The organism is Streptococcus thoraltensis DSM 12221, assembly GCF_000380145.1.
In the GTDB taxonomy this organism is placed as follows: Bacteria; Bacillota; Bacilli; order Lactobacillales; family Streptococcaceae; genus Streptococcus; species Streptococcus thoraltensis.
In genome coordinates, this window is record NZ_KB904620.1 from 88467 (window position 1) to 107628 (window position 19162).

General features: G+C 36.7%; 15 protein-coding genes. 12 read left to right on the forward strand and 3 right to left on the reverse strand.

Annotation, left to right across the window (positions count from 1 at the left end):
- Nucleotides 1-192 precede the first annotated feature (192 nt).
- On the reverse strand, nucleotides 193-1851 hold the full coding sequence (locus A3IA_RS0108545; RefSeq protein WP_018380908.1) for a helix-turn-helix domain-containing protein: 1659 nt from the start codon (nucleotides 1849-1851) through the stop codon (nucleotides 193-195).
- A gap of 115 nt (nucleotides 1852-1966) precedes the next feature.
- On the opposite strand from A3IA_RS0108545, the gene argF reads away from it, so the two are divergent.
- The 11 genes from argF to A3IA_RS0108600 all read left to right on the forward strand — a co-directional run bounded on the left by argF (nucleotide 1967) and on the right by A3IA_RS0108600 (nucleotide 15406).
- Nucleotides 1967-2905: an ornithine carbamoyltransferase gene (argF, locus tag A3IA_RS0108550; protein ID WP_018380909.1), complete on the forward strand. Its 939-nt coding sequence runs from the start codon at nucleotides 1967-1969 to the stop codon at nucleotides 2903-2905.
- Between the two features lie 35 nt (nucleotides 2906-2940).
- Nucleotides 2941-4458 (forward strand): YfcC family protein, encoded by a 1518-nt coding sequence (locus A3IA_RS0108555; protein ID WP_018380910.1) that lies wholly within the window; start codon nucleotides 2941-2943, stop codon nucleotides 4456-4458.
- 3 nt (nucleotides 4459-4461) lie between these two features.
- The gene (locus A3IA_RS0108560) at nucleotides 4462-5316 is read left to right on the forward strand and encodes a dimethylarginine dimethylaminohydrolase family protein (RefSeq protein ID WP_018380911.1); all 855 of its coding nucleotides are present in this window, start codon (nucleotides 4462-4464) and stop codon (nucleotides 5314-5316) included.
- 18 nt (nucleotides 5317-5334) lie between these two features.
- Nucleotides 5335-6321, forward strand: a complete 987-nt coding sequence (locus tag A3IA_RS0108565; RefSeq protein WP_018380912.1) for an NAD(P)-dependent oxidoreductase — start codon at nucleotides 5335-5337, stop codon at nucleotides 6319-6321.
- A 561-nt stretch (nucleotides 6322-6882) separates the two neighbouring features.
- Nucleotides 6883-7842, forward strand: coding sequence for a DUF3114 domain-containing protein (locus A3IA_RS0108570; RefSeq protein WP_244862340.1), 960 nt, complete (start codon nucleotides 6883-6885; stop codon nucleotides 7840-7842).
- A 440-nt stretch (nucleotides 7843-8282) separates the two neighbouring features.
- Nucleotides 8283-8966: a response regulator transcription factor gene (locus A3IA_RS0108575; RefSeq protein ID WP_018380914.1), complete on the forward strand. Its 684-nt coding sequence runs from the start codon at nucleotides 8283-8285 to the stop codon at nucleotides 8964-8966.
- The gene (locus tag A3IA_RS0108580) at nucleotides 8905-10416 is read left to right on the forward strand and encodes a sensor histidine kinase (RefSeq protein WP_026217645.1); all 1512 of its coding nucleotides are present in this window, start codon (nucleotides 8905-8907) and stop codon (nucleotides 10414-10416) included. The genes A3IA_RS0108575 and A3IA_RS0108580 overlap by 62 nt, the downstream gene beginning before the upstream one ends.
- Nucleotides 10417-10523: 107 nt before the next feature.
- Nucleotides 10524-11132, forward strand: a complete 609-nt coding sequence (locus A3IA_RS0108585) for a PepSY domain-containing protein (RefSeq protein WP_018380916.1) — start codon at nucleotides 10524-10526, stop codon at nucleotides 11130-11132.
- A 962-nt stretch (nucleotides 11133-12094) separates the two neighbouring features.
- A complete protein-coding gene (gene holA / locus A3IA_RS0108590; RefSeq protein ID WP_026217646.1) occupies nucleotides 12095-13144 on the forward strand; it encodes a DNA polymerase III subunit delta in 1050 nt (349 codons plus the stop codon).
- A gap of 396 nt (nucleotides 13145-13540) precedes the next feature.
- Nucleotides 13541-14146: a superoxide dismutase SodA gene (gene sodA / locus A3IA_RS0108595; protein WP_018380918.1), complete on the forward strand. Its 606-nt coding sequence runs from the start codon at nucleotides 13541-13543 to the stop codon at nucleotides 14144-14146.
- Nucleotides 14147-14311: 165 nt separating this feature from the next.
- Nucleotides 14312-15406 carry a serine hydrolase gene (locus tag A3IA_RS0108600; RefSeq protein ID WP_018380919.1) on the forward strand — a complete coding sequence of 365 codons (1095 nt, stop codon included), beginning with the start codon at nucleotides 14312-14314 and terminating at the stop codon, nucleotides 15404-15406.
- A 164-nt stretch (nucleotides 15407-15570) separates the two neighbouring features.
- Here A3IA_RS0108600 and queA read toward each other — a convergent pair whose 3' ends face one another.
- Nucleotides 15571-16617: a tRNA preQ1(34) S-adenosylmethionine ribosyltransferase-isomerase QueA gene (queA, locus tag A3IA_RS0108605; RefSeq protein WP_018380920.1), complete on the reverse strand. Its 1047-nt coding sequence runs from the start codon at nucleotides 16615-16617 to the stop codon at nucleotides 15571-15573.
- Nucleotides 16618-16788: 171 nt separating this feature from the next.
- On the opposite strand from queA, the gene nagB reads away from it, so the two are divergent.
- Nucleotides 16789-17493, forward strand: a complete 705-nt coding sequence (gene nagB, locus A3IA_RS0108610; RefSeq protein ID WP_018380921.1) for a glucosamine-6-phosphate deaminase — start codon at nucleotides 16789-16791, stop codon at nucleotides 17491-17493.
- Between the two features lie 47 nt (nucleotides 17494-17540).
- Here the strand turns inward: nagB and A3IA_RS0108615 are convergent, their stop codons facing one another.
- Nucleotides 17541-18497 carry a glutathione S-transferase family protein gene (locus A3IA_RS0108615; RefSeq protein WP_018380922.1) on the reverse strand — a complete coding sequence of 319 codons (957 nt, stop codon included), beginning with the start codon at nucleotides 18495-18497 and terminating at the stop codon, nucleotides 17541-17543.
- Between the last annotated feature and the right edge of the window lie 665 nt (nucleotides 18498-19162).

Consider the following 19162-nt stretch of genomic DNA (forward strand, 5'->3'; position numbering starts at 1 on the left):
CACTTGCGGTTGCTTTTTTTGTTTTCCCTAAAAAATGTGAAAAATTGTAAGGTGTGGTATAACTAATGCGATGTTATATCCTTTAAAAATCAAATTCAGAACTTGTTGAGTTAAGTCTATGAACTTCCTTATTTAGTATGGGCTATTCAACATACTAAACAAAAGATATAGAAAAATTAAATTATAGAAATTTCAATCATAATCAGAAGATGGTTTAGAATGAGTGTGATAATGATGATAACAGTAAATTGATAAATTCAGATGTAGTATTGAGTTGAGCTGTTTTAAATCAATTCTTAAAAGTTCTTCAATTTTTTGAAGACGAAAGCGTAAAGTATTTTTATGAATGAAGAGTTTCTGAGCAGTGGTTTGATGATTTAAATTGTTAGCAAAAAACTGAGTTAAGGTATTAATTAAGTCGGTGTGATGCTCCCTGTCATATATTTTTAATGGGTCAATATACTGTTTTAAGAGTCTATCAATCATGGCGTGATTTAATTGACTATCATCATCCAAAAAGAGTTGTAAAATACCTAATTGTTGGTAGTATTGGCACCGTGATGATGATGGATTATTTTTCGTAAATAGATAAGCCTGTTCAGCTTCTTTATATGCCTCGTCAAGTTTATAGTAAGAGTGAAGGTTACTTACTCCAATTGAATAGGTGTTATAGGCGACATTGTGGTTTATAAAATGTACTAGAGAATCAATAAATCTTTTAATTTCTTGCTGTTCCCTTCCATATAAAAGAATTAGGTAAGAACCTCTATTAAAAACTAATATATTCTCGTTATTAAAGACTTTAGAAATCAAATCCTCACTTAATCGATGAAGATTGTTTTCCCTCTTAATAAAACTAATTTTTTCTAAATCAGGAGAAGAAATAATCACTAAATAGTAATTAGTTTCGATTTTTGATCCTAAAGATAGACTATAGCTGTCTTTATTGTATTGGATATGTTCTGTATTTTGAGTGAGAAGTTCTTCTAGAATTAAATTACGATAGCGTTGGTTATTTTGTCTAATTTCACGAAAGATGGCCTGTCTTAAAAGAAAAATTGATTGAATACTCTTGATACGAGCAATAATTTCAGAAGAAAGAGTGCTATCTTTACTCATTTTTAAAAATGTGTGAGCAATAAGTTTTCCTTTCTGAATGATGGGTATTTGATAGTATTTATAAGAATTGTCCTGATTATTTATAAAAGAATGTCCATAAACAGCTTGCCTATGTATATCATAACCAATAATAATTTCAGAATCTAGGAGTATACGCTTGAAAAGAGTGATTTGTGATTGCCAGTCAGATTCGAATGAGGCGTCAATAATTTCCATATTTGGGTTAATGATTGAAAGAGATATTCCTGTCATATTATAGACAATTGAACATAATTCGTTCATGCTTTTACTGTCACTTAGATAATTTAGGAGAGAGTGATGGAACTTTTCAATTTCTTGCATTTGTATATTTTGTTGTTCTTGACTTAGTTTATGGATTTCACGTGTTAACTCACTCCAAGAATAATCATTATCAACAAAGATTATGGGAAGGTCAATATCTAGAAGGAAATCACGAATAGTTTTATCAACATGAATTTTAAATTTTTTCTTACTAACAATAGCAGTTACACCTTTATGTTTTAATCTACGAATAAAATTTATAGATAAATGGGTTTCCATGAAGTTTCCAATGATCAAAAGCTCATTTGGCACAATCCAATCATCAATAGTCGGAGTATCCATAATAGTGAAGTTGATAAATTTTTTGAGAAGGCTTTTTTCATTGCTGGCTAGTAAATCAGCTTGTCTAAAAGGTTTACAGATGAGCAGTTCTTGAAGGCTTAATTTCATATAGAGTTCTCCTTGTAACAAAGCACAAAGAATGCGCTTTCATTATGTGCTTTAGTACATTGATTCTAACATATCCGATTGTTAAAATAAAGATAAAAAAAGGAGGGATTTCGTTATGAGGAATCGTTATCAAGGAAAAGACTATTTGGCTTTTAAAGATATGACACGTGAAGAAATCGAATTCATCACAGATTTATCTTTAGATTTTAAGAAAAAATGGTATGCCCGTGAACCACATGAATACTTTAAAGGTCAAGTATGGGCGGCATTGTTTGAAAAAAATAGTACGCGCACTCGTAACGCATTTGAACGTGCAGCAGCTGATTTAGGCATTAAAGTTGTATATTTACGTCCAGATGAAATGCAAATGACGCGTGGAGAACCTTTGAAAGATACTGCACGTATTCTTGATCGTTATTTTGATGGTTTATTCATTCGTACATTTGGACACGAGATTGTAGAAGAGTGTTCTGCTTGGATGGAGAGTCCTGTTATTAATGGTTTAACAGCTCTTGAGCATCCAACTCAGGGTATTGCAGATTTAATGACTATTAAAGAAAAGAAAGGTGATTTCAAAGGTCTTAAGATTTGTTACTCTGGTAATCTTTACAATGTTTGTTATACAACAATGATTTTCTGTGCGACACTGGGAATGAATCTTTCGATTGCTTGTCCAGAAGGTTTAGAGCCAGATTCAGAAATTTTAGCTGAAACAAAACGTCGTGCAGCTGTATCAGGTGCAAAAATTGAGCTTACACAAGATTTTGACGAAGCCCTAAAGGATGCCGATATCGTCTACGGAATGTCACAATACAGTATGGGACAATCAGAAGAAGAAATTGAATACTTAAAATCAGCTTTCAAACCTTATCAAATTACATTAGAAGCTATGAAAAAGGCAAAACCAGATGCTATTTTTATGCATTGCTTACCAGCTCATCGTGGTGAAGAAGTTACTGATGAAGTGATGGAATGTACCCAGTCAGTTATTTTTGATGAAGGTGAAAACCGAATGCACTCAATTAAAGGTATTTTAGCAGCGGTTGCGAAATAATACCTCGTTTACATTAAGAAGTTCGAGGTAGTAAGATGAAAACAAAGAGAAACAAAAGACAATTTAAGTCTCCAAATACCTATGTTATTATTTTTATAGTGCTAGTATTAGTATCACTGTTAACCTGGATAATTCCAGGTGGGCAGTATAATTTAGATGATGCGGGTCGGTCTATTGGGGGAACTTACCATACTGTAAAAGCCAATCCACAAGGTTTGTGGAACGTTATTATGGCACCAATTATTGGGATGGTTGGTAATGATAAAGTTGCTGGCGCTATAACTATTTCTTTAAATGTTATGCTGTTTGGTTCATTTTTAGAGATGATGGACTCGACTGGAACTGCCAAAATCGCTTTAAAGAGTGTTGCTAAGAAGTGTCAAAAAAATTACTATTTTTTAATTACAGTATTAACCTTTATAATGGGTATTTTTGGTACAGTACAAGGTGCTTATGAGGAAGGTTTTGTTTATCTTTTAATGTTTGTCCCTATTATTTTAGCTTTAGGAATGGATACTATAGTTGCTTTAATGATTGTTATTTTTGGCACGCAGGCTGGATGTGCAGCTTCTATCATCAATCCATTTTCAACAGGTATCGCTTCAGGTATTGCAGGGATTAGTCCAGGTGAAGGAATTCTTTTTAGAAGTTTAATTTTTATAATCTTATTATCACTTAGTTCCTTTATGATTTGTCGCTATGCAAAATCTATAAAAGAAAATCCTCAAAAGTCAGTTCAGTATTTTAGACATGAACAAGACTTAGCTGAATTTTCAAAAGAAGAAGAAGCGTTAGAGTTAGATAGTAAGCAACGCAAAGTATTAGCGATCTTTGTATTAACCTTTGTGATTATGATTATATCTTTGATTCCCTGGACAGCATTAAATGAAAAATTTACATTTTTTGTGGATATTACTAACTGGCTCAATAATTCCCCTATTTTAGGTAAAATTTTAGGAAGTAATTTAGTTCCTCTTGGAGATTGGTATTTCAATGAAGTAAATGGACTTTTAATTGTTATGACTCTAGCAGTGGGTGCCATTATGGGATATTCTTTTGATAAGAGTATTCAAATTTTAATAAAAGGAGCAGCAGCTCTCGTTTCAACTGCTTTTATTGTACCTTTAGCACGGGGAATTCAAGTTTTAATGACCGAAGGTAATATTACTGCGACAATATTAGATGCTAGTTCTAATACACTAGGCAATTTACCCCCAGTTGCTTTTGTATTAGTATGTTTCCTAGTCTACATTGTGATGGCCCTTTTTATTCCGAGTTCTACTGGTCTTGCAGCTGCAACAATGTCTATTATGGCGCCATTAGCTGTCTTTTCAGGCGTCTCAGAGAGTTCGATGGTTGTTATTTATAACTTAGCACTTGGATTTGTCAAACTGTTTGCACCCACATCAATTATTGTTATGACATGTACACAAGCAGTACATGTTGATTATGGTTCGTGGCTTAAAGCTACTTGGAAATACGCAGCAATTTTCTTTGTTGTTTGTTGTGGATTATTATTGTTACAAGTTATGTTGATTTCAATAGGAGGATAGAAAATGACTAAAAAACATTACGTTTCAAACGCAACTAACCCTTTAAAAAAAGTACTCGTATGTTCCCCTCGTTATTATAAATTTAATGCTATTAACGAAATCACCAAGAGTTGGATGGATAAGGGTGAGACAGAACAAAACGAACGTATGGTTGCAGAGTGGCAAACATTAGTGGATGCGTATAAGAATGAAGGTGTAGAAGTTATTGAAGTAGATAGTTTTCCAGAATTAGAAGTGCAGACGTTTGCTCGTGATTTTGGTGCGATGGTAAAGGAAGGTGCCATTATTGGACGTTTTCGTCATCCTGCGAGACAGAAAGAAACAGAAATCTATGAGAAAAAACTAGAAGAACTTGGTGTTCCAATTATCGCTCGCTGTAATGCTGGTTGTTTTGAAGGCGGTGATTTTTGGATGATCGACGAACACACTTTAGCTTTTGGGTTGGTAGATCGTACAGACAAAGCTGGTGTAGATAATCTCCGTGAACAGTTGGAAAAATTTGGTTACACAGTTGTCGGTGTTCCTGCGCCACCATCTAATTTACATTTAGATATGATTTTCAATATTGTAAGTGAAAAAGTTTGTATTGCGGCAACAGATGAGTTACCATATTGGTTTTTGGAAATGTTAAAACGTCGTGATTTCAAGATTATTCATGTCCCAACTGAACTAGTGTTTAAACATGGTTGTAATGTTCAGGCACTTGGCAATGGAAAAGTGCTGGGTATTGAAAATAATAAGAGTGTTAATGAGGCAATGGAAGCCGCAGGTATAGAAGTTATCAAATTACCGCTAGAGCAAATCTTGAAAGCTGGGGGAGGACCTCACTGTATGACTTATCCTGTAGAGCGCGCTTAGATAAAATGGAGGATATAAATGAAAATTGTTATTTCAGATTATCCAGATTCAATGATGCCTACTCACGATTATGAGAGAGAAATACTGTTAAAGGGTCTAGGACAGTGTGAAGTTATTATTCATGAATATAGTGATGGGAACCGTGAGAAATTCTTGAAGCTTATGGAAGATGCTGATGCACTATTAACAGCATTTATTCAATTAGATGAAGACTTTTTTAAACGTGCAAAAAAACTCAAGATTATTTCAAATAATGCCACAGGATACGATAATGTTGATTTAGAGATTGCAAAACGTTATAATGTGGCAGTTTGTCCAGTAGGTGAGTATGCCACTGTTGACGTTGCTGAATTTACAATTGCATTATTGGTATCATTAGTGAAAAATTTAAAACAATATGAAAAAGATATTGATGTGAACCATTTATGGCGTTATGATGCAGCAAAACCAAATAAGCGTCTTAGTGAAATGACTTTGGGGATTTTTGGTTTTGGTAAAATTGGGAAAAAAGTAGCACAATTAGCGCACAGCTTGGGAATGAAGGTATTGGTATGTGATATCATTGACTACTCAAGTGAAGCGGATGAAATGGGAGTGAAACAGGTTTCTAAAGAAGAAATTTTAGTACAATCTGATATAATCAGTAATCATATGAATCTTAACCCAACAAATATAAATTTTTTTGACTATGAACTTTTTGAGCGTATGAAAAAAAATCCTTATTTTATCAATATGGGTCGAGGAGGTAGTATTGTTGAGGAAGATTTAATAATGGCTTTGGATAAAGAATTATTAAAAGGTGCTGGATTGGATTTACTCAGCGATGAAACACCAGACTTAGCTAATCATCCATTGGTAGGACGGACAAATGTTTTGATAACACCGCATGTAGCCTTTTATTCTTCAACTTCAATCAAAGAGCTGCAACGAATCTCAACAGAAAATTTAGTTTATTATTTAACAAATCAGAAAGAAAAAGTTTTTAAGTTAGTAACCGATTTTTAATCCCTGATAGAATTTTATCTTTCAAGAAAGCAAAGAGAAATCATTATAAATGGAATTTTACTCTTTTTGATGGTGAAATGATTATATGAAAAACACCTGATATAGTTACTTTGAAAGTAAGATATCATAATAATCTGTAAGAAGCATTCTGTCTTTGGGTTACTAGCAGTCACAACATTCTATACCTTATAAGATTATGCTTTAAGGCAATCGCATGTGGTTTTGTAGAAATCACTTGCGGTTGCTTTTTTGTTTTATAGACTGCAAGGCGTAGCATGATATAAACTTGAGTGAATTATTGTTATGATTTGTTACGACTCAGTCATGTCTTACAGTACTAAGGAAAATAAATGATCACTGTTACTATGAATGGCAGCTCTGCTTATTCTTACAACAGAGATTCTTTTTGGGTAGAAGTAACGAGAAGAACGGTTGGAATGTGTTATTTTTAAATTAGGTAACTAGAGAACATATCTTGATGTTAATTGAGTAACGTGATTTATATAATCAGGTGAAGTCCTATCACTGCCGTTATCGTTATATTTTTGCTAGAATAGAAACATGACTATGATAGTGACAAAAGAAGAATTAAGGCAACAGGGGTGGGCTGAAGTGTTGCTGGTGCATTTCAATGAAGCGATTACAGAAGGAGTGGACTTGACAGTTGGAGGGCATTTTTTTAATCGTTTCTGGAAGAAAAGCCAGACATTAATGTCTCCTAAGGAACGCTTAGAAGCCTTTCTAAATTTAATTAATATGCCGAGTGATTTAGTCGGAAAAGTTAGAGAAAATAAACAGTTGGTTCAGAAAATCAGTTTGGATTTAGCACCAGATGCGCCTTTTTGGTATGATTTTGCAGCCTTGGTTGCTAAAGCTTTTCCAGAGAGTAGTCTCGCTCAGGCAGGAGATTTGGAAAGGCGTTTGCATCAGTTTCGTTATATTATTTCGAGTCATCAAGCTCAGTTTGTTCGAGAGCATTTTAAAAAAACAGGAATGACCGATCGAGATGCGCTAGCGTTTTATTTGAAAGATAAGAAGCGAGCAAAGTTGTTTTGCAAGGGTGACTACACACTTAGGGAGTCTTCACGACTTCATAATAAAATAGCCATTCAAGATGGTCAGGTGATTTACCCTGATCAAGAACGTTCTGCTAATATTAAGGTTTTGATGGGCTTTCATACGGAATTTATTCTTGATAGTAAGGGGAATTTTTTAAATGAGAATGATGCTGAAGTAGTGACTGAAAATGGTATTGTCAATGGGGCTAGCTTTAACTATGGAACAAAGGGGAAGAGACACTGGCAATTAGATGTCGATCCTGTCCGAAGGCATGATCCTATGTTTCGTAAGCAGGTTACACGAGGATTTCGAGCGCCTAATCGCCGTCGTCATTGGTTAGTTATGGTGAAAGAAGATTATGAGCGGAGTTATTTTAATGCTAAGGGCAAGTATAGTATTAATCAAACAAGTCGTCAGAAGTTGGTTGCCAGAGAGGTGAGACGTTTCAAAAAGAAAATATAGCTTTTTGCATTCACTTTGATACAGCATCACTTTCGACTTGCCCTACTCATACTTAATGAAAATCAAACTCAGACTAGGCGATGCTGATACCTATAGAACTGAAGTTCATAATTGAAGTTCATCAAATCAAGCCCAAAAGGTCTGCTTTTGATTTTCGAAAAGGATCAAGTACTGTCCGCGTCTCAACTCCTTGTTCTGAAAGTTAATTCATTTGACTATAACATAAGCCTAAAAAGAACTTGAGGGGGAGATGCTATTTAAAGGTGATGTCGTGTGTCTCACCTTGATGCTAATACTTGCTTTAGTTAGTAACAGAGACTTCTAAGATTTCCTGGCTTTGTGATATTCTTTCAGGTTAGCCTAGCTAGGCTAGTGGTTGGAAAGATGAGTGAGAAATAAAACAGCGACTGACGATTTTGATAGAAAGATGAGGAGCAATCATGTATACAATCTATGTAGCTGATGACGAAAAGTCCATTCGTGACTTAATCAAGACGTTTTTACAAAAGGAAGATATGGACGTCAAAACCTTTGAGACGGGTGATCAGCTCTTATTAGCTTTTATGGAAAGGCAGGCTGACCTTGTTGTTTTAGATGTTATGATGCCAGGTACCGATGGTTTTAGTATTGCTAGAAAAATCAGGCAAGTTTCCCAAGTACCCATCTTTTTATTGACTGCGTTGGATTCTGATCAAAATTATATTGATGGATTCAAGACAGGGATAGATGATTATTTTACCAAACCCTTTTCTCCCATCAAGTTAGCACTTAGAATTAAAGCAATCCTAGCTAGACAGCCTTTTACAACAACGGTTACAGAACTAAGTTTTGAAGGATTACGTCTTATGAGCGCTCCTCCTCAGCTAATGATAAAGGATCACATTATCAGTTTAACGAACACAGAATATAAAGTCATGAAGCTCCTTCTAACAGAGCCAAACCGTTCTGTTTCTAGAGAACAGTTACTTGATGAGGTTTGGGGGATTGATAGCGACGTGGAGACACGAGTGACAGATGATACGATTAAACGATTACGTCAAAAATTAAGGCAGGTGGACAGTCATGTCATTATTGAAACGGTTTGGGGATATGGCTTCAAATTGTCTAAAAAAGAAGTCTCCTAAAGCACCAAGTTTAAGGGCTATTCTCTTAAAACGGCCCTTTTTAGTTATTGCTGGGACCTTTTTACTCCTATTTCTAGGATTTAACATTGCAGTAACGCGGTTGGTGAATACCCAGACTCGCTCTGCGATTCAGTCGCAATTCAACCGTTTAGATATTCTTTACCGGTCAGAAAAAGTAAAACTAGAATCAGAAGCACTGGTGGGGACGTCATATCTCATTATGGATAAGCAGTTTAAACCAGTATATGTCTCTGAAAGCCTGTCGCACCAGGAAGATGAAGAATTGATTGAAGCACTAACAGATTACGTTGAGAGACGACAGCGCTTCTGGTCGGTTGACAAGGATGATGACGAGACAGACGATGAGAAGAAAATTGTTTTGGACCGTCAAGTTCAGAGCCGTCTTAGTAAACGTTCAGGTCTGGTGAGAGTCGATGATGAGAGCTACACTATTAGGTTACAAAAATATTTTGGCAAGCTGGCTGGTGATCATATCGATAGAACGCAACGACATCAAGCGCAGACTTACTATGTCATCGCTTTTGCTAATATTACTCCCATTCAAGATTGGTTGATAGGTGTCAACATTATTTTAGGGATTTTGCTATTGCTAAGTGCTTTAATGCTATTAGTTTTCGTTCAATCCATTGCTAGGAAAACTCAAAAAGATTTTCAGAAGCTAAGCTACTATTTAGCGGCTATTGGTGAGAGGTCCGAGGAACGCACGGAGCCGATGTTGCGTTATCAGGAATTTCAGGAATTAGGGCAGGCAGCGACTCGCATGGATGACTTGATTAGTCGCCATCAAGAAAGTCAAAAAATCTTTTTCCAAAACGCATCACATGAATTGCGCACCCCCTTAACGTCCATTAAAGGTTATGCTGAAGGGCTAAAAGCAGGTCTTTTAACAGATTCTTCATTAGCAGCTGAAACTATTTACCAAGAAAGTCAAAAAATGTCGCACTTGATTGATGACATTTTAACCCTATCACGTTTAGAAGTTCAAAGTGATAACTTGACGCTAGAGCGTTTTGCCATTAACGACTTTCTTTATGATATTTCTTGGCGTTTTGAACATCAGATAAAATCAGCTAATCTAATCTTGCTACATGAATTTCCAGCAGGTCATTTTGATATTATTGCCGATGAAGACTTGCTAGACAGAGCTCTTTCAACGATTATTAGCAATGCTATTCGTTACGCTAAAAGAACCATCCGCATTAGCTATGAGCTATCTTCTCACAGTCTAAGGATTAGTATTGCAAATGATGGTCCTCCAATTATTCAGAAAGATCTTCCTCATATTTTTGATCGTTTTTATAAAGGGGAATCAGGTCATTTTGGCATTGGTCTGGCTATCGCTAAGGAGATTGTGAGTCAGCACGGAGGTGATATTATAGTCTCTTCAAATCAGCAAGAAACTCGCTTTACTCTTTATCTTCCACAGTGATTAGTCTTTGCCACAATTTTGCCACAACTTTACCCCAAAATTTCCCAACATTTTAAAGCAATCTCTTGTATACTAAGGGTATCATATATAAGAAAAGAGGAATAGTTATGAAAAAATTAATTCGTTTTGCGATGGCTTTCTTAGTCATTTTAGGAGTAGGATTTGGTGGATACTTTGTTTATCAGCAATCACAATTTAAGGTTTCAGAATCAACAGCCAAGAAAACAGCGATGACAGATGCCAATCTAAAAGCTAAAGACATCACAAGAACAACGGTTGAAAAAAGTCTTGATGATGGTATGGCAGTCTATGAAATTGATTTAACCACTGTAGATGGCGAGTACGAATACACAATTGATGGAAAGACAGGTGACATCATTACACGAGATGCTGAATTGTCAAACCTAAAGCAGTCCTCATCTAGAGCTTTAGAAAGTGAGACTGCAGACACTTCGTCAACTTCAAAAACATCAACCGCTTCCTCATCTTCTGCCAACATCAGTGCTGCTGATGCGAACAAAATTGCGTTAAAAGATGCCGGTCTAACAGAAGACCAGATTACTAATTTGGAAACGGAAGAAGACACCAAGAATGGTAATTTGTACTATGAGATCGAATTTGATAATCCAGCTACCAATGAAGAACACAGCTACGACATTGATGCACGAACAGGAAAGATTGTCCACAAAACAAAAGAACCGTTAGACAACTACTAACTGTAATTACTACTAAAAAATATTAAAAGCAAGAAGCAGTGCCAAAGTGAACTGCTCCCTTTAGAGCTTTCAGTGACATGTTTATTCTTTCACTAGCCACTTGACAGGGAGCAGTTCATATCAAGGCTACCTAGCTTCTTTTTTTATAGCCTTTTGAAGTAGCTTTGATACATGGTCACTTTCGACTTGCCCTACTTATACTCAATGAAAAGCAAAAGCAGACTAGGCGACACAGATAGCAGATAGAACTGTCTTCATTAAATCAAGTCCACAAGATCTGCTTTTGATTTTCGAAGAGTACCAAGTACTGTCTGCGTCTCACTTTCTTGTTCTGAAAGTTAATTCATTTGACGATATATTCGTGTGGCTGCTCGTAGTCTGTCGGGTGCATGAATATAGTTAAAAGACTATAATTTAGCCCCATTAGATAAGTGTTATTCGTTTTAAGAGGCAGTCAAGTGGTCTTTATTTACCGACTGCTTAGCTTTTATCAGGAAGCTTCATTTCGCAGAACTAAGCTGACAAAATCACTGCTTCGCATGAACTATTTTTGCCTTACACATCTTTGACTTTGATGTTGGTACAAACTAATGCTTACAAATAGGGTATTCCACTGTCATAAGAACAGGGTAAAACATTTCAAAGAGTAAAGACATTGATATTCTTTTTTGGGTCACATTTATACTAGCCGTATTTCATTACTCATACGTCACTTCAATAGCTTTTCATTAACTTAAAAATAATTGTCAATCAAAAACAGCACATTATTTTAAGCAAAATACTGTGACATGGAAGTCTTATTGAGCATAGAGAGATTCATATTTGTGTTGATTGTGTCCGGGTGAAGTGACCGCTATTGTGCTAAGTTTAATGATGTGTATAATAATGTTTTGCCTTGGAGCTGATTTGTAACTGCTGTTAGAAATAGTAAGTCTTATTAAAAAATATGTTACAATGTGTCTATGATTGCAATGGAAGAAATGGAAACCCTAACCTTAAAAAATCTCCCCTTGATTACGTTAATCACAGGTGAAGACTTGGGTCAATATACTCAACTAAAGGAGCTATTCTTAACACAGATAGGCTATGATTCTTCAGATTTGAATATGACTTATTTTGATTTAAGCATGGTGCCTTACAGTGACGCCGCTTTAGATTTAGAGAGTCTGTCTTTTTTTGCAGAAGAAAAAGTCGTCCTTTTAGATCATTTTTTAGACATCACAACTGCCAACAAATCCTATCTCTCTGACAAGGAGTTGAAGCAATTTGAGGCCTATGTTGAAAATCCTGTGGAAACAACGCGATTGGTCATTTTTGCTCCTGGAAAGCTAGATGGACGGAGCCGTTTGACCAAACGTTTAAAGCGAGATAGTCGCCTTTTTGAAGCCGCACCTTTAAAAGACCAGGAACTGAGTGCCTATCTTCAGCATTACGCACAAAAACATAATCTTCATTTTGAAGAAGCCGCACTTGAGGCTTTATTGATTAAGTCCAACTTTGATTTTTCAGATAGTCTTAACAATCTGGCTTTTTTAGAAAGTTACAAAAAACAAGGTACCATCACGACTGATGACATTCAAGAAGCCATTCCTAAAACCCTTCAGGATAACATTTTTGACTTAACAAAGCTAATGTTAAATAGTGAGGTTGATGCTGTCCAAAGTCTTGTCAAGGATTTACGCTTGCAAGGAGAAGATGATGTCAAGTTGATTCCTGTTATTCTGGGACAATTTCGTATGTTTTTACAGGTTAATATACTGGCTAAGCGAGGAAAGACCGAGCAACAGATTGTTCAGGATTTGTCAGATATTTTAGGGCGCAAGGTCAATCCTTATCAAGTAAAATTTGCCTTGCGAGATTCCGCTCACCTTAGTTTGACATTTCTTCAAAACAGTATCAGCTACTTGATAGAAGCTGATTATCACATTAAGCAAGGATTGGTTGATAAGGACTATCTTTTTGATATTGCTTTATTAAAAATAATGATGAAAACAGCAAAGATGTCAAGATGAGATAAGAGTAGCGCACAAAACAAATGACCTTTGTTAAACCAGTTTTTCGAGTTTATAATCAAATGAATTAACTTTCAGAACAAGAAAGTGAGACGCGGACAGTACTTGATTACTCTTCGAAAATTAACAGCAGACCTTGTTGACTTGATTTGAAGAAGACAGTTCTATCTGCTATCTGTGTCGCCTAGTCTGCTTTTGCTTTTGATTTTCATTGAGTATAAGTAGGGCAAGTCGAAAGTGACCATGTAGCAAAGTGAATGCAAAAGACTATATTTTGCTAGACAGTGGTAGTGTATTTATTGTGAATTGTAGTACAAACTTCATAGGCAAATCTCTTGAAAGCATTCTCAAAAAAGGTTAAGATTAAGGTATCAAATAAATGAAAGAGGTACTAACATGGCAATTACATTACCAGAACTTCCATATGCCTACGATGCACTTGAGCCACAATTTGATGCGGAGACAATGACTCTTCACCATGATAAACACCATGCGACATACGTGAACAACGCAAATGCTGCTTTGGAAAAACACCCTGAAATCGGTGAAGACCTTGAAGCTCTTTTGTCAGATGTCAACAGCATTCCTGAAGACATTCGTCAAGCGCTTATCAACAATGGCGGTGGACATCTTAACCATGCCCTTTTCTGGGAACTTCTTTCACCAGAAAAAACAGAAATTACAGAAGATGTGAAAGCAGCCATTGATGAAGCTTTCGGTTCATTTGAAGCCTTCCAAGAAAAATTCACTACAGCAGCTACAACACGCTTTGGTTCAGGTTGGGCTTGGTTAGTTGTTAACGCTGAAGGTAAACTCGAGGTCACATCAACACCAAACCAAGACACTCCACTTATGGAAGGTAAAAAACCAATCCTTGGACTTGATGTTTGGGAACATGCTTATTACCTTAACTACCGTAATGTCCGTCCAAACTACATTAAAGCCTTCTTTGAAATCATCAACTGGAATAAGGTTGACGAACTTTACAAAGCTGCTAAATAATTTAAAGAGAGTGGGGAAACCTACTCTTTTTGTTTAGCTATTTGAAAAATCTGATAATTTTGACAAAGCTGTCCATTAATCTTAAATAGTTTATTGAAAAATTTCCTCGAAACAATTGAAAAATGTCAAATTTCCTTTATAATATTAGAGGTTAGGGGAAAAGTTGTGAATTTAAAACGTATCAATCAAATTTTATTAGGTGCTATTTTAGTAAGTTTTGTCTTGTTGGTGATTGTCGGCTTTGAAGACTACATCAAGCCTTTTTTTGCTGTAAAAAATGATAAAACGCAACGCATTGCTAAAACATCGTCAAGCCGTCGCCAGAAAGAAACGAAAAGTAAAGCATCAAAGACAAAGAAACAGGATTTTCCTGAGAAAAGTCAGGCAGAAAAAGATGCTGCCCAGTTAGCAGATTCTGGAATCATGGCAACTTATGGTTTGACGTTTGATTATGCACATATGACCTTGCCCGAAGTTGTTGAGGCTTATATGGATTTTCAAGGTATTGATCATAGCAACATAGCCTTTTCTTACAAGGATATAACAACCGGTAAAACTTATTCAATGAATGATACACAGCCAATGACAGCGGGGTCTACTTATAAGTTACCTCTAAATATGTTGGTTGTTGACAAGGTTGCAAAAGGAAAGCTGTCGATGACAGAACGCTTTGATATTACAAATACGACCTATGAGTATAAACCAGAGCATGATTCTTATGTGGCTGCCTTCAATGGTGCCATGACAATTCCCGAGATGCAGGAATACTCACTCGTTTATTCGGAGAACACACCGGCATATGCTCTGGCAGAGCGTTTAGGTGGCATGTCAAAGGCATATAAAAAATTGGATCGCTATGGAAAGTCTAAAGCAAAAATCAAAACTATCCAACGCGAGGGAAACAAAACGACAACTGATTACTATATTCAAGTGCTCGACTATCTATGGCGTCATCAAAAGAAATACAAAGATATTCTTTATTACATCGATCAATCTTTCCCAGGTCAATATTATGAAACCTACTTACCTTCTGAAATACAGGTTTATCAAAAACCAGGATATGTTCGTGAAGCCTTGAATATTGATGCGATTGTCAAAGAAGAAAATCCTTATATGGTTGCCTTATATACCCGTTACTTGGGTGGTTCTGATGAAAATTCAGAAGAAATCAATCCATACGGCTATAATCAATTAACTCAAGTTGCCTATGTGATTAACCAATGGCATCGGGTTAACATGAATGGATTAAAAGCAAACTAATAAACTGAATCAAAAAACGAAGTTGATTTTTTCCAACTTCGTTTTTTATAATGTTTTGAATTAACTGTGATACACCGTCACTTCGACTTGCCGTCCTCAAGTACTGTTCCGCGCCTTCCGTTCCTTGTCCAAAAGTTAATTCATTTGACTATAATTTGATAGCTTTAATCTTCTTTGCAAGAACGTTTGAGGAACATGGCATCCCCAAAACTAAAGAAACGGTATTTTTCATTAATGGCGTGCTTGTAGGCATCTAAGATAAAATCACGACCAGCAAATGCTGAGACTAACATGACCAAGGTGGACTTTGGTAAGTGGAAGTTAGTTGAAAAAGCATCGACAACAGAAAAATTGTAACCAGGCTTGATAAAGATATTGGTCCAGCCAGAGTCTGCCTCTAGCTTGCCATTGAATTTGTTACCAATGGTTTCAAGTGTACGGATGGATGTTGTTCCAACAGCAACGACACGACCACCTGCCGCTTTAACTTGATTAAGAGTGTCAGCCGCTTCTTGGCTGAGTTGGTAAAATTCTGAATGCATTTCGTGTTCATCAACATTTTCGACAGAAACAGGACGGAAGGTTCCAAGTCCTACATGGAGGGTGAGATAGACTAATTTGATACCCTTGGCTTCGATTTTTTTCAGAAGTTCTGGCGTGAAATGAAGACCAGCAGTAGGAGCGGCAGCAGAACCGTTTTCTTTGGCGTAAACCGTTTGGTAGCGGTCACGGTCGTCTAGTTTTTCATGGATATAGGGAGGTAGTGGCATTTCGCCTAGACTTTCAAGCACTTCTAGGAAAATCCCATCATATGAAAAGCGAACGATACGACCACCGTGTTCAAGTTCTTCGATGATTTCTGCCATGAGGCGTCCATCACCAAAGGTTACTTTTGAGCCAACTTTGAGACGTTTAGCAGGTTTAGCAAGCACTTCCCAGTCATCTCCAGATGTATTTTTTAAAAGGAGAAATTCGACGTGCCCATGGGTGTCAGGCTTTTCGCCATAAAGCCGGGCTGGGAGGACGCGCGTGTTATTTAAGACCAAGGCATCATTAGGATTGAGCTCATCAATGATGTGATCAAAGTGGGTATCTGTCATCTCGTTGGTTACTGGGTCTAAAACTAGCAGTTTTGAACTATCGCGTTTTTCCAGAGGGGTCTGTGCAATCAGTTCTTCAGGTAAATCAAAATCAAAATCCTTAGTATTCATAGGTCTCCTTTATGTTTTGTTATTCTTGTCTCTTGAAACAGCATTCCTATTGTAACACTTGTTTTTATATTTGTTTAGTCAGAGGGTTAGAATTCTTGTCTTGACAAAAATTGGTATATACCATATAATGAAATTATAAATTGATATAGACCAATTACAAAGGAGTTTAAAATGAAAGTCATTACTGTAAAGAATGCTCAAGAAGGTGGCAAAATTGCTTTTACACTCTTGAAAGAAAAGATGACACAAGGCATCCAAACCTTGGGTTTGGCAACTGGTTCAACCCCTGAAACTTTTTATCAAGAAGTTCGTCAGTCTGATTTGGATTTTTCAGAAATGACCAGCATCAATCTTGATGAATATGTCGGATTAGATCAGACAAGTGACCAATCCTATGCTTATTTTATGAAAGAGCATCTCTTTGATACCAAACCGTTCAAAATGTCTTATTTGCCAAATGGTAAGGCGACAGACTTAGAAGCGGCAGCCAAGGATTATGACAGGATTATTGCTGAAAATCCAATTGATTTCCAAATCTTAGGCATAGGTCGCAATGGTCACATTGGCTTTAATGAGCCAGGAACGTCTTTTGATGAGACTACTCATATTGTAGATTTGGCACCATCAACCATCGAAGCCAATAGTCGTTTCTTTGATAGTATTGATGATGTACCAAAACAGGCTATGTCAATGGGGATAGCTTCAATCATGGCTTCAAAAACTATCGTTTTACTAGCTTTTGGATCTGAAAAAGCGGATGCCATTAAAGGGATGGTGGAAGGTTCTGTTACAGAAGACTTACCAGCCAGTGTTCTTCAAAATCATGATGACGTTATTGTCATAGTAGATGAAGCAGCAGCCAGCAAATTGGCATAATCAAAAAGAACCCAGTCTGAAAAAAACAGGCTGGGTTTTGTGATAGGTTATAGTGTCCAGTCGATGTCTGGACCAGCTGGGATAATACCATTTGGATTGATGGTTTTGTGGCTACCATAGTAGTGGGTCTTGATGTGGTCAAAATCAACCGTATCAGCAATTCCTGGAAGATTGTAGATGCGTTTGGTGTATTGCCACAAGTTAGAGTAGTCAACTAAGCGTTTTAGATTGCATTTGAAATGTCCAAAGTAAACGGGATCAAAGCGAACCAAGGTGGTAAAAAGTCTGATGTCTGCTTCGGTCATGCGGTCACCCACCAACCACTCTTGAGTGTCCAGTCTATTTTCAAGGTAATCGAGCCCAGAAAAGAGGTTCAGTAATTCTTTTTCATAAACGGATTGTTCCGTGGCAAAGCCAGTTTTATAAACTCCGTTATTAACCTTATCATAGACCAGAGCATTGATGTTGTCAATGTCAGAACGAAGCTCTTCAGGGTAATACTCGTCGGTATTTCCGGTAATAGCGTTAAAGGCAGTATTGAACATGCGAATGATGTCAGGGGACTCATTGCTGACAATCGTTTCGTTTTTCTTGTCCCATAGGACTGGTACTGTTACGCGGCCAGAATAGTTAGGGTCAGCTTTCAAATACACTTGGTACATGTATTGGCTTTTGAAAAGACTATCAAAAATGACACCAGGATAATCCTCAAAGGTCCAACCATTTTCTAGCATGTAGGGATTAACGATAGAAAGAGAGATATGCTCTTCTAAATCTTTCAATCGGCGCATGATTAGAGTCCGACTTGCCCAGGGACAAGCGAGGGAAATATAGAGGTGGTAGCGACCAGACTCAGCTTTAAAGCCAGCTTTACCAGTCGGGCCAGCAGTACCATCAGCAGTTACCCAGTTGCGAAATTGAGCCTTGGAGCGTACGAATTTACCACCTGTTGATTTGGTGTCATACCACTTATCTTGCCATTTACCATCTACTAAAAGTCCCATTTGAATTCTCCTTTATGTGTTACTAATTAGTATTATATCATTATCTGAAAATGATAGCTAATGAAAACACTTTAGGTTATATGTGTCCATCACCCTATTAAACTTCTAACATGCGTTTGGAGTATTTATCATCTTTTGAATTAACTTTGTTACATGGTTGCTTTCGACTTGCCCTACTCATACTCAATGAAAAGCAAAAGCAGACTAGGCGACACAGATAGCAGATAGAACTGAAGGTCATCAAATCAAGTCCACAAGGTCTGCTGTTGCTTTTCGAAGAGCATCAAGTACTGCCGGTGTTCTCTGTTCCTTGTTCTGAAAGCTAATTCATTTGACTATACTGCAAATTAAAGGTTTTGCTTTGAGAAATGTTATAGTCTTTTGAATTAATTTTAATACATCGTCACTTTTGACTTGTCGTACTCAAGTGCTGTCCGTGTCCTCCGTTCCTTGTTTTGAAAGCTAATTCATTTGACTATACTGCAAATTAGAGGTTTTGCTTTGAGAAATGTTATCTTGATAAGAGGCGAGCAAAGTGCATCAGCTAATCTAGCCTTGGGCTCTTGGTATCGGTAGTTGCTGCATTAAAAATAATGTTAATCTAGCTATTAGTTTGAGAGATGGGAAACCTCTGGCAGTAAGTCTAGTTTTTTCTCATTTTTTTC